The sequence below is a fragment of the Streptomyces sp. NPDC060209 genome (assembly GCF_042728155.1).
Lineage (GTDB): Bacteria > Actinomycetota > Actinomycetes > Streptomycetales > Streptomycetaceae > Streptomyces.
This window is the reverse complement of sequence record NZ_JBHWZS010000220.1, coordinates 1-14342: the sequence shown is the minus strand read 5'-3', so window position 1 is coordinate 14342 and position 14342 is coordinate 1. Positions and strand designations below refer to the sequence as shown.

14 protein-coding genes are annotated in these 14342 nt (G+C 69.8%); 9 read left to right on the top strand and 5 right to left on the bottom strand.

Annotated features, from left to right (window positions below; translation table 11 throughout):
* Positions 1-75: 75 nt before the first annotated feature.
* The 5 genes from ACFWFI_RS31180 to ACFWFI_RS31160 are packed head-to-tail and all read left to right on the top strand — an operon-like array spanning position 76 to position 4538.
* On the top strand, positions 76-600 hold the full coding sequence (locus ACFWFI_RS31180) for an ArsR/SmtB family transcription factor (RefSeq protein WP_387396651.1): 525 nt from the start codon (positions 76-78) through the stop codon (positions 598-600).
* A 30-nt stretch (positions 601-630) separates the two neighbouring features.
* Positions 631-1455, top strand: a complete 825-nt coding sequence (locus ACFWFI_RS31175) for a M23 family metallopeptidase (RefSeq protein WP_387396649.1) — start codon at positions 631-633, stop codon at positions 1453-1455.
* A 4-nt stretch (positions 1456-1459) separates the two neighbouring features.
* Entirely contained in the window at positions 1460-2797 is a 1338-nt protein-coding gene (locus ACFWFI_RS31170) for a hypothetical protein (protein WP_387396647.1), read from the top strand.
* A gap of 51 nt (positions 2798-2848) precedes the next feature.
* Positions 2849-3646 carry a maleylpyruvate isomerase family mycothiol-dependent enzyme gene (locus ACFWFI_RS31165; protein ID WP_387396645.1) on the top strand — a complete coding sequence of 266 codons (798 nt, stop codon included), beginning with the start codon at positions 2849-2851 and terminating at the stop codon, positions 3644-3646.
* A gap of 31 nt (positions 3647-3677) precedes the next feature.
* Complete coding sequence (locus ACFWFI_RS31160) at positions 3678-4538, top strand: META domain-containing protein (protein WP_387396642.1); 861 nt, start codon at positions 3678-3680, stop codon at positions 4536-4538.
* Between the two features lie 40 nt (positions 4539-4578).
* On the opposite strand, the gene ACFWFI_RS31155 is transcribed toward ACFWFI_RS31160, so the two are convergent.
* Positions 4579-6045 carry a sulfatase-like hydrolase/transferase gene (locus ACFWFI_RS31155; protein WP_387396640.1) on the bottom strand — a complete coding sequence of 489 codons (1467 nt, stop codon included), beginning with the start codon at positions 6043-6045 and terminating at the stop codon, positions 4579-4581.
* Positions 6046-6244: 199 nt separating this feature from the next.
* On the bottom strand, positions 6245-6337 hold the full coding sequence (locus ACFWFI_RS31150) for a putative leader peptide (protein WP_352303411.1): 93 nt from the start codon (positions 6335-6337) through the stop codon (positions 6245-6247).
* A gap of 501 nt (positions 6338-6838) precedes the next feature.
* On the opposite strand from ACFWFI_RS31150, the gene purF reads away from it, so the two are divergent.
* The gene (gene purF, locus ACFWFI_RS31145) at positions 6839-8365 is read left to right on the top strand and encodes an amidophosphoribosyltransferase (protein ID WP_387396638.1); all 1527 of its coding nucleotides are present in this window, start codon (positions 6839-6841) and stop codon (positions 8363-8365) included.
* Positions 8366-8425: 60 nt separating this feature from the next.
* Positions 8426-9499: a phosphoribosylformylglycinamidine cyclo-ligase gene (purM, locus tag ACFWFI_RS31140; RefSeq protein ID WP_387396636.1), complete on the top strand. Its 1074-nt coding sequence runs from the start codon at positions 8426-8428 to the stop codon at positions 9497-9499.
* Positions 9500-9651: 152 nt separating this feature from the next.
* Here purM and ACFWFI_RS31135 read toward each other — a convergent pair whose 3' ends face one another.
* Positions 9652-9909 carry a DUF3073 domain-containing protein gene (locus ACFWFI_RS31135; RefSeq protein ID WP_033296941.1) on the bottom strand — a complete coding sequence of 86 codons (258 nt, stop codon included), beginning with the start codon at positions 9907-9909 and terminating at the stop codon, positions 9652-9654.
* A gap of 346 nt (positions 9910-10255) precedes the next feature.
* The gene (locus ACFWFI_RS31130; RefSeq protein WP_387396634.1) at positions 10256-11347 is read right to left on the bottom strand and encodes a Leu/Phe/Val dehydrogenase; all 1092 of its coding nucleotides are present in this window, start codon (positions 11345-11347) and stop codon (positions 10256-10258) included.
* Between the two features lie 177 nt (positions 11348-11524).
* Here ACFWFI_RS31130 and ACFWFI_RS31125 point away from each other — a divergent pair, with 177 nt between their 5' ends.
* Positions 11525-12370, top strand: coding sequence for a hypothetical protein (locus ACFWFI_RS31125; RefSeq protein ID WP_387396633.1), 846 nt, complete (start codon positions 11525-11527; stop codon positions 12368-12370).
* A 660-nt stretch (positions 12371-13030) separates the two neighbouring features.
* Entirely contained in the window at positions 13031-13237 is a 207-nt protein-coding gene (bldC, locus tag ACFWFI_RS31120; RefSeq protein ID WP_003949541.1) for a developmental transcriptional regulator BldC, read from the top strand.
* 543 nt (positions 13238-13780) lie between these two features.
* Here bldC and ACFWFI_RS31115 read toward each other — a convergent pair.
* On the bottom strand, positions 13781-14140 hold the full coding sequence (locus ACFWFI_RS31115) for a DUF6274 family protein (RefSeq protein WP_387396631.1): 360 nt from the start codon (positions 14138-14140) through the stop codon (positions 13781-13783).
* Positions 14141-14342 lie beyond the last annotated feature (202 nt).

Genomic DNA, 14342 nt, shown 5'->3' with positions numbered 1-14342 from the left:
GCCGACCGGACGGGGGCTTCGGCGTTCCCGCACTATCTGTTGATTAAAATTACGTAATTACGTAAGGTGGATGCAATGGAGCTCGAGGAGCGCGTTGCCGAACTGGAGCGCCGCCTCGCGGTGCTGGAATCGGCCGCGCAGGGCGGAAAGCCGGAGCTGGGCGTCGGGGACTTCTGGGCGCTGGACGGGCTGAAGGAACAGCTCGAACAGGTCGGGGAGGCCGCCGCCGACGGCGGGGTGCTGTTCACGGGCGCGGTGAAGCTGCCGGCCGGTGAGCGCTACGAATGGCAGTACGGCGCGCTCACCGCAGGCCTCCTCGGCACGGAGGAGGAGCGCCCTGACTGGGCGGAGGCCGCCGAGCCGCTGGCCGCGCTCGGCCACCCTGTCCGGCTTCGTCTGCTCCGCGAGATCCTCGGCGGCCGCCGCACGGCCGCCGAACTGGCCGACCTGGACGACACGGGCACGACCGGCCAGATCTACCACCATCTGCGCCTGCTGACCGGCGCGGGCTGGCTGCACACGACGGGACGCGGGCGCTACGAGGTGCCCGGTACCCGGGTCGTGCCGCTGCTGGTGGTGCTCACGGCCGCTCGGCCGTGAGACCCGCACGCCGAGACCGAGGGGGACCCCATGTCCGTACGCAAGGCCGCGATGATCCTCTACCGCTGCTGCTGGCTCGCGTTCGTCGCACTGGTTCTGGTCGACGTCTTCGCCGACTCGCTGGTCCCGTTCGGGCTGGTCTTCGTGCCCGCGGCGGCCGCGATCCTCATCGGCTTCCTGGTGGGCCGCCGCAGTCGTGAGGACCTGGCGAAGGACCGGCCGGCTGTCGAGGTGGGGCCGCCGGTGACCGGACGCTGGATCGCGCTCAACAGCCCGGCGGACAAGGTCCCCAGCCACGGCACCCACGGCTACGGGCAGTCCTACGCGATCGACATCGTCGCCGAACCGGAGGAGGGGAGCCGTCCCCCCTTCCGCCGGCTGTGGCCGGTCGCCCGGCCCAACCGCGACTTCCCGGCCTTCGACGCCCCGCTCGTCGCGGTGGCGGACGGCACCGTCGTGCACGTGAGCGACGGCCAGCGCGATCACCTCAGCCGGAACTCCGGCCCGGCGCTGGCGTATCTGATGGCGGTGGAGGCACTCGTACGCGACATGGCCGGCGCCCGCAGGATCGTCGGCAACCACATCGTGCTCGACATCGGCGACGGCGCGTACGCCGCGTACGCGCACGTCCGCCGCGGCTCCCTCCAGGTGAAGGCAGGGGACACCGTCCGGGAGGGGCAGGTGCTCGCCCGCTGCGGGAACTCCGGCAACTCCAGCGAGCCGCATGTGCACTTCCAGCTGATGGATCACCCGGACCTCGATGTGGCGCGCGGGATCCCCTTCACCTGGCGGGGCATCGGCGTACCGGCGAACGGCTCGGCGTTCACGGCCGAGGGGGCTGTCAGTCCCGGCTGATAACTTGGCGATCGTCGAACACAGGGCCGTACGGGGGGCGACGGTGGACGAGCGCGGCAATGAGCAAGAGGACGGTGTCGTCCGGGAGTGGCCCGATCGCGGGCCCTGGGGCAACATCTTCAACAAACTGCTGTGTGTGCTCGCCGTCGCCGGTATCGGGCTCAGTGTCTGGGCCTTCGTCATGGAGTTCATCGATCTCCGTGACCGGGGGGAGAGCCGCGAGCGCATCACGGCGGCGTGCGGCGGCCTCATCGACCCCGACCCCGTACTCGGGCTGAACGGCGACGGGATCGACCGGGTCAAGCTCGACGACGACTACGAGATATCCACCGACGAGCCCTACAGCGGCTGTGTCGTCTACCGGGTGGGCGATCCGGGGACGACGTACGGGCACTTCTCCATGGCCATCGAGCGGTTCACGGTGGCTCCGGATGCCGAAGAGGCCGAGCGACTGGGGACCGAGGTCGACGAGGAGAGCAGTGGGCCGCTGCGTTCCGCGGTCCGGGACGGCAGCCGGAGTGCCACGCCAACGGTGCGGCACGCTCCTCCCCACCCGCTCGGTGACGGTGGCCTGGGCGAGTACGACGAGTACGGAGTGACGGCACGGGCGATCTGCGAGAACGGAGGCAAGGTCTCTTCGATCGAGGCGACGGCCGTCGCCCAGTACGACGAGCCGGTCACTTCCGGGGACCGCCGCACGCTCGCCGGCCTGGCGCGTCAGGCAGCGGACCGGGCCGCAGGCAGGACGGGGTGTTCCGCAGGACTTCCCGAGCTTCCCTCCACGCTGGCCGAACCGAAGCTCGAGCTGGGACCCGCGACGAAGGCGGGCGGAACCTGCGCCTGGTACCGGCGTTTCACCGCCGAGCAGGGACGCGGACAGCTCCCCGACAGGGCACTGGGCGGGCCTGCCGGGAAGGCGAGTGCCCACGACGCCTGTGTGCTCGCGGTCGGGGACGAGGAGATCCGCAGAATCTGGCCGATCTACGCGAAGACCGCGAAGGACCCGGTGGACCTCAGGGAAGTGCTGGAGTACCACGACTGGTGGGTGAAGACCGAGACCTACGTCGGTGACAGGGCGAGAGGGCTCAGGAGCAACGACATCCTGGAGCCGACCGCGCTGGCCCCGGGCGCTGCGGGGACCGACTCGGAAGGGGTCTGGTGGGCCTCGTCCGTCTGCGGAGGCCGGCCCGCCGTGCACGTGATGTGGATGCCGTATCCCTACGACGGAATAGTCCGGGACCGGCTGGAAGCACTGTTCCGGGCATACGTCGACGATGCGACCGATCGCCGAGGCTGCACCGACGTCGTCTTCCCCGACGCGGCGGACTTCGCGCGGAGTTGAGTCGGTCGGCACGCGCGGACCCTGTCGGACCCGCCGGTTAGTCTCGCCCCTATGCCACCGGCCAAGAAGCGCCCCCGCGCCTACGACGTCTTTCGGACCAGGACCGCGGTCCTGGCCCAGTTCGCCCACGTACAGGCCGCCGTCCGTACCTTGACGCCCGAGCAGCTCGCTCTGCCCGGTCCGGGGGAGTGGACAGTGCGGGAGCTCGTGGCTCACATGACGGCGGCGCTGGAGCGGGTCAGCCGTGGACTCGAGCGGCCGGAGCCGCCAGGTGCCAAGCCGCAGCTCACCCTGCTGGAGTGGCCCTTTTCCACGGCGGGACGGGCCGAGGGGATCGCGGACGACGCCAGGACCCTGGCCGCGGCCCGCCCCGACCTCGGCGCGCTCTACGAGGAGACGGCCGAGCGGTTCGCCGGGCTCGTCGCAGGGAGCCCGGGCGACCGGCTCGTGACGACCCGGGCGGGGACGATGCGGCTGGGCGACTTCCTGGTGACCCGCACCGTCGAACTCGTCGTCCACACCGACGACCTCCACCGGGCCGCCGGCCTCGACATCCCGTACGACCGCCAGGCGCTCGCCGCCTGCACCCGGCTGCTCGCCGACGCGCTCGCCGACAAGGCGCCCGGCGGCTCCGTCGAGGTGCGCGTCCCGCCCTTCGCCGTCGTCCAGTGCATCGGCGGCCCCAAGCACACCCGGGGTACGCCGCCCAACGTCGTGGAGACGGACCCGCTCACCTGGATCCGGCTGGCGACCGGCCGTACGCGGTGGACGGAGGCGCTCGAAGCGGCGCAGGTCAGCGCCAGCGGCGAGCGGGCCGACCTCGCCCCGCTGCTTCCGCTGATGGGCTGAAGGGAACCGGATCGGCCGGTCGTTCCGTCCCATGGCCATGCGCAATCAACGTATGGCAGTCAGCGTCGTAGCCGTCCTGGCCACCCTCACCCTTGCCGCCTGCGGTACGGAGTCGGGCTCCGGAGCGGGATCCGGGGACCCCAAGGACTCCGGGGACGGCAGCGGCACCGTACGGACCGAACCACCCGTGACCGGTGTCCACTGGAACGTGTCCTCCCTGACCGTCGGCGGGAAGAAGACCCCCGCCCCCGCCGGCGCACACGTCGAGATCGACTCCGAGGGGAAGGCCACGGGCAACCTCGGCTGCAACCGGTTCACCGCCGATGTCCGCCTGGACGGCGACAAGGTCACCGTCGGGCAGGGCACCACCACCGGGATGGCGTGCGCGAAGGATGTCCAGGAGTTCGAGAACGCGATGGGCAAGGCCTTCCACGGCGAGCTCAAGGCGGCCGTGGCAGGGCCGAGCGAGGAGAAGACCCTGAGCCTGACCACCGCGGAGGGCGACTCCATCGCCCTCACCTCCGAGCCCCCCGCCCCGCTCACCGGCACCACCTGGAAGGTCACCGGACTCGTGTCCGGCAGCGCCGCCACCTCCCTGCCCGCCGGTACGGAGAACAAGGCGCACCTCACCTTCGGCAAGGACGGTTCGGTGGAAGGCAATCTCGGCTGCAACTCCTTCCACGGCAAGGCGACGGTCACCGGCTCCACGCTCACCTTCGGTGCGCTCGCCTCCACCCGGAAGATGTGCCCGGGCCCCGAGATGGAGTTGGAGCGCGCGCTGCTCGGAGTGCTGGAGGGGAAGACGACGTACGAGATCGACCACCGCGCCCTGTCGATCGATGCGAAGAGCGGCAAGGGCCTCGACGCGTCCGCCCCGGCGGCCAAGGACTGACCGGCCGGGGCAGTTGACGCGCCCGGGAGGACGAGGAGCCTCAGGAACCCGTCGGATACGGCAGCAGACCGGCGTCCGTCTTCTCCCATGACGCCCGCAGCTCGGCCAGCCGCTTCGGTTCGGCCGCTGCGCGGTCGGCCTGTTCGCGCTGGTCGTCGGCCAGGTTGAACAGCTGGTCCGCCCCGCTCTTCCCCCGGTAGTACTTCCAGTCGCCTCGCCGCAGCGCCCGCTCACCGCGCACCCGCCAGAACAGGTCGCGCTCCTTCGGTGCCTCGTCCCGGAGCAGATATCCGGCGAGGCTGACGCCGTCCAGCGGGTGGGCGGGGTCGGGCCGGGCCCCGCCGAGCTCCAGCAGGGTCGCCGTCCAGTCGGGCGAGAAGACCGGGAGATCGCTGACCTGGTGACCGTCGATGCGCGCCGGCCAGCGCAGCACCGAGGGGACGCGGATGCCGCCCTCCTGGAGCGAGCTCTTGTTGCCGGACAGCGGCCAGTTGTAGGAGAACCGCTCACCGCCGTTGTCGCTGGCGAAGAAGACCAGGGTGTCCTCCTCCTGGCCCGACCGCTTCAACGCCTTCAGCACCTCGCCGACCGAGCGGTCCAGGTCCTCGACCATCTCCGTGTACTTCTCGACGGAGCCGCCGTCGGCGTTCCAGAGGGCGGATCGGTCGCCGGCCTTGATCCGGCGGACGATCTCGGCGCTGGCCTCCGTGTCGCCGTCGGCGATCCACGGCCAGTGCGGGGTGGTGAAGTTCAGGTTCAGCAGCCACGGCTTGTCGTGGTCACGCTGTACGTACTCGCTCGCCCGCTCGGTCAGGACGCGGGTGTAGTAGCGCAGGTCCTTGTACTCGGCATCGCCTTCGTACAGGTCGTACTCCCCACCCAGGCCGAGCTTGGAGTAGTACTCCAGGGCTCCGCCGAAGTTGCCGAAGAATTCGTCCCAGCCCGACTTGGTCGGGCTGTAGTCCGGCAGGTATCCGCAGTGCCACTTGCCGATCAACGCGGTCGAGTAGCCGGCGCCGCGGAGCAGGGACGCCAGCGTCGGGTGGGTCGGCTCCAGCCCGACCGACCTGTCGGCGATGGGCTCCGCGAGCCCGCCCTTCGTACGCCCCGGATAGCGCCCCGTGTAGAGGCTGAACCGGGTGGGTGAGCAGGTGGCGGACCCGGAGTAGGCGTCCGTGAAGCGCACGCCCTGGCGCCCGAGCCTGTCCAGGTTGGGGGTGCGGATGTGCGGAGCGCCGTACGAGGAGAGATCCGCCCAGCCGAGGTCGTCGCCGAGTATGAAAAGGATGTTGGGACGGCGTGAGTGCTTGCCGCGGGCGGCGCGGAACGGACGCTCCCGCGTCGCCTCGTCAACAGACGCCCCGGAAGCGGCGGCCGCCGGGGCGGCGGCCTGGATTCCGACGGCGGCGGTGGCGGCGGTCGCGCCCACCGCGGTGGTGAAGGCGCGGCGGCTCAGCGGTGAGTCGACTCGCTTATCCGAACCTGCATTCGAATCGTTAGAGGTCATGAGGTCTCCTGGGCGGGCCTCGGGCGCCGTGCGGGGAACGGGGCGCGAGGGGGATGGGCGCGACGGGCCCCGTCAGAAATGGGTGCGCAGGCGGGCGCAACCGGTCATGAGGGGAAGAAAGGGAGAAGAGTGGAAACGCGTACACGCGTGCCGGAGTCCGGGAAGGAAGCCCTGCGGGAGGCTCCGGGGCGCGGCAGGCTCAGGCGCAGCGACAGATGGCGCTCGCGACACGTCCCAGATCGACGTGGCGGCGCTCCACGAGCGTGACCGAACGATCACCGAGGGGCTGCATGAGGAAGGAGCCTGCCAACGGGGCCATGAGCCTGTCAACGGTGGTCTCGCACTGCGGACAGTCGTCTCACGCGCCCGTCGGGGTGCCCGGCCGCGTTCCGGTCCGGGCGGGACGCCGGGCCGGCACCGAGGACGGCGGGAAGCTCCGGAGTGCCTTGAGGGGGCTTCGGCCGAGCTCTCGCGGTGTGAGGCTCGCCACGAAACGAGCGTTCGGCCACCGCCTGCCCCGCGGTCCGCCCCGGCTCACCGAGTGCCACGAGCGGGGCGATTCCGGCGCGGGGCCGCCGACTTGCCGGACTCGCCGGTAACCGCCGCCCATCCCGGGCCTCGGCGGCCCTGAGGCACTTCCAGGCCGGAACGGGGACGTCGCGGCGATCACCGTGAGTGATCGTCCGACCCCGCCCCGGGCCCTCGCGGAAAGTGCCCCGCAGTCTCGCCCGCGACCGGTGCCGGGTGGTCACCCAATTCGGACCGGTGGTCGATCTCGCCTACACTCGGTGGCGTGCCTCGTGGTGATGGACGACTCAACCACGACCTGCTCCCCGGAGAGAAAGGCCCCCAGGACGCTTGCGGCGTCTACGGTGTCTGGGCTCCGGGTGAAGAGGTCGCCAAGCTCACCTATTTCGGACTGTATGCCCTGCAGCACCGTGGACAGGAGTCCGCGGGCATCGCAGTGAGCAACGGGTCCCAGATCCTGGTCTTCAAGGACATGGGACTGGTCTCGCAGGTCTTCGACGAAACGTCTCTGGGATCGCTCCAGGGCCATATCGCGGTCGGTCATGCCCGCTACTCCACCACCGGTGCCTCGGTGTGGGAGAACGCGCAGCCGACGTTCCGTGCCACCGCGCACGGCTCGATCGCCCTGGGTCACAACGGCAACCTGGTCAATACGGCCCAGCTCGCCGAGATGGTCGCCGACCTTCCTCGTAAGGACGGCCGTGCCACTCAGGTCGCGGCGACCAACGACACCGATCTGGTGACCGCGCTGCTCGCCGGCCAGAGAGATGACGACGACAAGCCGCTCACCATCGAGGAGGCCGCCGCAAAGGTGCTCCCCGAGGTCAAGGGCGCCTTCTCGCTGGTCTTCATGGACGAGCACACGCTCTACGCCGCCCGCGACCCGCAGGGCATCCGCCCTCTGGTCCTCGGCCGTCTCGAGCGTGGCTGGGTGGTGGCCTCCGAGTCCGCCGCCCTGGACATCTGCGGTGCCAGCTTCGTCCGCGAGATCGAGCCGGGTGAGCTCGTCGCCATCGACGAGAACGGCCTGCGCACCTCTCGGTTCGCAGAAGCGAAGCCCAAGGGCTGTGTCTTCGAGTACGTCTATCTGGCACGTCCCGACACCGACATCGCCGGGCGGAACGTCTACCTCTCCCGTGTGGAGATGGGCCGGAAGCTGGCGGCCGAAGCCCCCGCCGAGGCCGATCTGGTCATAGCGACGCCGGAATCCGGAACCCCCGCGGCCATCGGCTACGCCGAGGCGAGCGGAATTCCGTTCGGTGCCGGGCTGGTCAAGAACGCCTACGTCGGCCGGACCTTCATCCAGCCTTCACAGACCATCCGCCAGCTGGGTATCCGGCTCAAGCTCAACCCGCTCAAGGAAGTCATCAAGGGCAAGCGCCTGGTGGTCGTCGACGACTCGATCGTCCGCGGCAACACCCAGCGTGCCCTGGTGAGGATGCTCCGCGAGGCGGGTGCCGCCGAGATCCACATCCGGATCTCCTCCCCGCCCGTGAAGTGGCCCTGCTTCTTCGGTATCGACTTCGCGACACGCGCCGAGCTGATCGCCAACGGCATGTCCGTCGACGAGATCGCCACCTCCATGGGTGCCGACTCCCTCTCGTACATCTCGCTCGACGCGATGGTCGAGGCGACGACGATCGCCAAGCCGAATCTGTGCCGCGCCTGCTTCGACGGCGAATACCCGATGGAGCTCCCGGACCCGGAGCTGCTCGGCAAGCAGCTGCTGGAGACCGAGCTGGCGGCCGGCCCCGCCGCGACTGCGGCGGCCGACGCGCTGCGTCGTCCGTGACCCGGACCGACCGGCTGCTTCCCCACCAGCCCCGTATTCCCACACGAAAGATCCCGGGCAATGTCTGAGACAACAGGTGCTTCCTACGCTGCGGCGGGCGTCGACATCGAAGCCGGTGACCGCGCCGTCGAGCTGATGAAGGAGTGGGTGAAGAAGACGCAGCGCCCCGAGGTCGCGGGCCTCGGCGGCCTCGGCGGATTCGCCGGCCTCTTCGACGCCTCCGCGCTCAAGCGTTACGAGCGCCCGCTGCTCGCCTCCGCCACCGACGGCGTCGGCACGAAGGTCGATCTGGCCCGGCAGATGGGCGTGTACGACACCATCGGGCACGACCTCGTCGGCATGGTCGTCGACGACCTGGTCGTCTGCGGTGCTGAGCCGCTCTTCATGACCGACTACATCTGTGTCGGCAAGGTGCATCCCGAGCGTGTCGCGGCCATCGTGAAGGGCATCGCCGAAGGCTGCGTCCTGGCGGGCTGCGCCCTGGTCGGTGGCGAGACCGCCGAGCACCCGGGCCTGCTGGGCCCGGACGACTTCGACGTCGCGGGTGCCGGTACGGGCGTGGTCGAAGCCGACCGCCTGCTGGGTCCGGACCGTATCCGTAAGGGTGACGCCGTGATCGCGATGGCATCGTCCGGTCTTCACTCGAACGGGTACTCGCTCGTGCGCCACGTGGTCTTCGACCGGGCCGGCTGGACCCTGGACCGCCAGGTCGAGGAGTTCGGCAGGACGCTCGGCGAGGAGCTCCTGGAGCCCACCAGGATCTACTCCCTGGACTGTCTGGCGCTGACCCGCACGACCGAGGTGCACGGCTTCAGCCACGTCACCGGCGGCGGTCTGGCCAACAACCTGGCCCGGGTGATCCCGGACGGGCTGCACGCCACGGTCGACCGTGCCACCTGGGCGCCCGGCGCCGTCTTCGACCTGGTCGGCAAGGCCGGGCAGGTCGAGCAGCTGGAGCTGGAGAAGACGCTCAACATGGGCGTCGGAATGATCGCGATCGTCCCGGCCGATTCGGTGGACGCGGCTCTGACGACGCTGGCCGACCGGGGTGTCGACTCCTGGGTCGCCGGTGAGATCACCGAGCGCGGCGACCACGCCACGGGCGCCGAGCTGACCGGCAGCTACGCACGGTAGGACGCCATGACCGCCGGTCCGGCACACCACCGGACCAGCGACGGTCGGCGCCGCTCGCCGGAACGATTGCGGGACGCTCCGCCTCTCCGTACCGGGACAGCACAGAACCCGGTCCGGGCGGGCCCGGACCGGGTTGATGTGTCAGCGCGAGGTCAAGCGCCGCGGCGCTGTGACGACGGACCGGACTGGTCGTCCTCGTCCGCGTCCTCGTCGTCGTTGTACTGATCCGCGTACTGTGCGTACGGGTCATCTTCCTCGTCGTCGTCCTCGAACGGCTCGGCGTTCGGTGGTTGACTCGAAGGTGATGCGCCCAGCTCATTGGCCAGACGCGACAGGTCTGTCCCGCCGCTGCTGTACTTCAGCTGACGGGCGACCTTGGTCTGCTTGGCCTTTGCCCGGCCGCGCCCCATGGCTCGACCCCCTCGGTGACGGGGCTCGACGGCCCCAGAGTCTTGACACGCGTTCATGTTTCAGGACGGACTCTCGGCAGAGAGACCGCGCCCGTGGCTTTAACGGTACCTGCTTCCTCGGCCATACGGTACGCCGCCCGCATCACGCGCCTGCTCGCAGGACCGCAGAGGAGCCCGTCCTCACTGGTCAAGCCCGATTTTAACCTCTTGTGGACGGCCGACCCGCCGACCGGAGTGAGTCTTGTCTCCCTCCGGCCCGCCGGCCGCCCCCGCCCGGTGAGGGGCGCCTCCGTCACCGGGCCTTACGCACAGCCCGGTGACGGAGGCTCGACACCGTTGTGACGTGTCAGCGACGGCGGGCGTCGGCCATTCGCTGCTCGGCGATCCGGTCGGCCGCCGCAGCCGGCGGAATCCCGTCCGCCTTCGCACGTGCGAATATGGCCAGCGTGGTGTCGAAGATCTTCGTGGCTTTTGCCTTGCACCGGTCGAAGTCGAAACCGTGGAGCTCGTCGGCGACCTGGATCACGCCACCGGCGTTCACCACGTAGTCCGGTGCGTACAGAACCGATCGGTCGGCGAGGTCCTTCTCGACGCCCGGGTGCGCGAGCTGGTTGTTGGCCGCGCCGCACACCACCTTGGCGGTGAGCACGGGCACGCTCTCGTCGTTCAGAGCGCCGCCGAGCGCACACGGGGCGTAGATGTCGAGCCCCTCGGTCCGGATCAGCGCGTCCGTGTCCACGGCCACGGAGACCTCGGGGTGCAGGTCGGTGATCCGGCGCACGGACTCCTCGCGCACATCCGTCACGACGACCTCGGCGCCGTCGCTCAGCAGGTGCTCGACCAGATGGCGGCCGACCTTGCCCACCCCCGCGACACCGACCTTGCGGCCACGCAGTGTGGGATCGCCCCACAGATGCTGTGCGGAGGCCCGCATGCCCTGGAAGACGCCGAACGCGGTGAGGACGGAGGAGTCGCCCGCGCCGCCGTTCTCGGGGGAGCGGCCGGTGGTCCAGCGGCACTCCCGGGCGACGACGTCCATGTCGGCCACATACGTGCCGACATCACACGCGGTCACGTAGCGCCCGCCGAGCGAGGCCACGAACCGTCCGTAGGCCAGGAGCAGTTCCTCGGACTTGATCCGGTCCGGATCGCCGATGATGACGGCCTTGCCGCCGCCGTGGTCGAGCCCGGCCATGGCGTTCTTGTACGACATGCCGCGCGACAGGTTCAGCGCGTCCGCCACGGCCTCCTCCTCGGAGGCGTACGGATAGAAGCGGGTCCCGCCGAGGGCGGGGCCCAGGGCGGTGGAGTGGAGGGCGATGACGGCCTTGAGGCCGCTGGCAGGGTCCTGGCAGATCACGACTTGCTCGTGGCCCCCCTGATCCGAGTGGAACAGGGTGCGCAGCACGTCGACAGGTACGCCGGTCACATCGGTCACTGTGGTGACTCCCAAGTACGAAGCGGCGGAAGACCCTCCTGAAGGTGGGGAGGGTCCCGGACGGACCGGCTCCGGCCGGTCCGACTGGGCAAGAGCGTAAGTCCTCGTGACACGTAGATCTGTTCCCCTCCCCGGGATCACCCCCCTGTGGAGTACGGGCGTGACACGATTTACCGCATGTCGGTGGTGTCTTCGGTGCTCGTCCCTTATGCGTCCTACCTGCGGGTGTACGAACCGCTCGCCGCCTTCCGCGAACCCGAGCGGGGTCACTGGACGCGCTACGCGCAGCGCGCGGACCTCCCCACGGCCCAGGACGAACTGCGCCGCTCGCTGGCTGACTTGGTTCCCACCCCTCCGGTGGCGGTGCCTGTGCACGAGAGCGGGGACGCCTTCGTCGCGTTGCTCGACGGGGTGGTCTGCGTCTGCCCGTGGAGGACCCGGATGCGGGGCTGGCTGGCAATGAGCGAACTGGGGGGTCTGTTTCCGGCCACCGTGCTGGACGCGGTGCTGCCCCCGGTCGTCCGGGGCCAGGCGGCGGCGGACCACGAGCGGTGGGCGGAGCGGAACCCGGACGCCCGTCCCTGGATCCGGACCACGGTGTGGCACGTGCCGGTGCGCTGGTTCGTCCTGTTCGACGACGAGGAGCGGGAGTACGTGACCGGAGGGGCCGCGGGCGACGGCCGGCTGCTGCGCTACCGGACCCCGATGGTGCAGGCACGGCGCCGGCTGGCGAGGGCTCTGCGGACACTGCGGGAGACCGTGGACGAAGGGCCGCTGACCGAGGGGCTGGTGGAGGTGGGGCGCTGGCTGGAGGAGTTCCATCCGCGCGCCATGGTCGAGCTGGACTACGGCGGCCTGGTCCACGCCCTGAGTGGCGAGCAGCTCGCCGCGGACCGGTCGGCCGCGGATGTGGCCGAGGGCATCGCGGCGCTGCGCTCCGGGGACAGCGATGCGGCGGGTGTCGCCTACGGGCGCCTCGCCGACCGCTGGCGAGCGGTACGCGACCTACAATCCTCCAACTAGCCCGAAGCGGTGTGAATTGGAACGCACCGTCGCATAGAGGCGCTATCGGCAGGGAATAGACATCCTGTGAGGTGTCCGACATCCGTGGACGCCGAGGGAGCCCGGCGGAGGTGAACGGAGATGTCCTGAGGGGAACTGACGGGCAGTGAACCCGCGCCGGGTGTGACGCGTGCGACAGGTGAGGCAGGGAGCCGTTCGTGAGGCCCGGGACCTACGTCCCGAACCGGGCCTTTGCCTCAAGCGTGACGGATAGCACTAACGGGGCCCTTGCGCCCTTCCCTACTCCTCATGCCAAAATAGGACAAGGAGTCCGGGGAGGACTCTGTCCGCCCAACTATGGGTGGAATGCTCAGCATTGCACGCTATGGGGGGTCTGACGACTTCTGACGACTCCTGGTTGTCCTGTGACTGATCGTTACTGGGGCGTGACTGTCCGCTATGGCATGGTCCATCGGCTTCCGTCGCTGATGAACACCTGGGAGGGCAATTCCATCGGTTTGGCCGACGTGGCTGGACGGATGGTGTAGTTGTAGTGCCGAGGACAAGCCGTTCGTCCTATAACCGACTCGGCCCGCGTCCGCCATTTCGGGCAACGCGGGTCAAGGTGCAGAATTTAGAGGAAAGAACCGAGAAGGTTCGGTTCTCCCGAGGAGGCCGCTCATGACCGCTCGCACCCCTGATGCCGAGCCGCTGCTGACCCCGGCTGAGGTTGCCACGATGTTCCGCGTGGACCCGAAGACGGTCACCCGTTGGGCAAAGGCTGGCAAGCTCACGTCCATCCGCACGCTCGGTGGGCATCGCCGGTACCGCGAGGCAGAGGTCCGCGCACTGCTTGCGGGTATTCCGCAGCAGCGCAGCGAGGCCTGACACACCCCTGTCGCCGCAGCCACAACAGGGCGCTGGAGGGTCCCCCAACCCCCGGTGTCCCACTCATAGCTCCACACGACGGGTGCCCGCCCCAACGGGCGCCATGCCTGTGACATGCGGGTACGTCGTTCGATCGCGCTGGACTCCGCCGGGTCCAGCGCGATCTTTTTGTGTCCGGGGAGGTGGGGAGGCGTCCCGGGACGGAGCCCGGGGCCTGCGGAGAGGTGCCCGAAGGGTGCCCGAACCGTCCGAGCGGGCGCCCGAACCTGCCGACGGGTCGGTTTGCGAGGAGGCCGCGTGCGACTGTGGGCGGGGCTGTTCGGGACTGTTCGCCCGGGTCCCGGGCGTCGTGGGGCAGCTCGGGTGGAACGGTCCGGGATGTGCTTCCGGGGCAGTGCAATTGCACATATTAAATTCGCCAGTTGTAGGAAGTGCGTAAAGTACCCACTCCGAAAAACTGATTCGGTGACTCCCGTCACACCGGCGTGGTCTTGCCAACTACGAGCCTGCCACTGTGCGAGGGCGCTCGGCTGCGGCAGATGGTCATGTCGTGGGAGGACTTTCGTCCTCGGGGTGACCTCTGGGGCGGTCCCTGGCGAGGCCCGTGCGGTCGTCCGCGCCGGCGGCGTCGCCGTCCGTCGGGGGCCGGGCCGCGACGGACGCCGCCCCGGCTCCCCTCGCGGCGCCGTCGGGGGCTGCCTCCGGAGCTGACGGCAGCTCGGCCGCGTTGCCGGGCTCCTGGGGCGCGTACGGCGCCTGTGGGGCCGTCAGGGGCTCCATGGCGAGCCGCAGCAGGCGGTAGCAGATCGGACAGTGCCGGGTGAGGTGGCGGTAGCCGGAAGCGGCCGCCAGATGGGCGCGCAGCAGCGCGCGGGTCTCGTGCCTTTCCGTGGGCGCAGACATGCGTGCGGCCTCCCGGTGGACCCGGCCGCCCCGTCGAGGGAAACAGGGGCGGACTCCGTCCTACGGAGTTACCCGCGACAGGGGGCGGCGTCAAGACGCACGAAAGCCCGGATCCAGGGGATCCGGGCTTTCGTCTACTGCGGTCCTGACGGGATTTGAACCCGCGGCCTCCACCTTGACAGGGTGGCGAGCACTCCAAACT

Bases quoted from the DNA above. Each gene is read 5' to 3' on its own strand.
- ACFWFI_RS31115 (WP_387396631.1), bottom strand. From the start codon at position 14,140: ATGTCTGCGCCCACGGAAAGGCACGAGACCCGCGCGCTGCTGCGCGCC.
- ACFWFI_RS31135 (WP_033296941.1), bottom strand. From the start codon at position 9,909: ATGGGGCGCGGCCGGGCAAAGGCCAAGCAGACCAAGGTCGCCCGTCAG.
- ACFWFI_RS31180 (WP_387396651.1), top strand. From the start codon at position 76: ATGGAGCTCGAGGAGCGCGTTGCCGAACTGGAGCGCCGCCTCGCGGTG.
- ACFWFI_RS31150 (WP_352303411.1), bottom strand. From the start codon at position 6,337: ATGCAGCCCCTCGGTGATCGTTCGGTCACGCTCGTGGAGCGCCGCCAC.
- ACFWFI_RS31125 (WP_387396633.1), top strand. From the start codon at position 11,525: ATGTCGGTGGTGTCTTCGGTGCTCGTCCCTTATGCGTCCTACCTGCGG.
- purM (WP_387396636.1), top strand. From the start codon at position 8,426: ATGTCTGAGACAACAGGTGCTTCCTACGCTGCGGCGGGCGTCGACATC.
- ACFWFI_RS31155 (WP_387396640.1), bottom strand. From the start codon at position 6,045: ATGACCTCTAACGATTCGAATGCAGGTTCGGATAAGCGAGTCGACTCA.
- ACFWFI_RS31165 (WP_387396645.1), top strand. From the start codon at position 2,849: ATGCCACCGGCCAAGAAGCGCCCCCGCGCCTACGACGTCTTTCGGACC.
- ACFWFI_RS31175 (WP_387396649.1), top strand. From the start codon at position 631: ATGTCCGTACGCAAGGCCGCGATGATCCTCTACCGCTGCTGCTGGCTC.
- bldC (WP_003949541.1), top strand. From the start codon at position 13,031: ATGACCGCTCGCACCCCTGATGCCGAGCCGCTGCTGACCCCGGCTGAG.
- ACFWFI_RS31160 (WP_387396642.1), top strand. From the start codon at position 3,678: ATGGCCATGCGCAATCAACGTATGGCAGTCAGCGTCGTAGCCGTCCTG.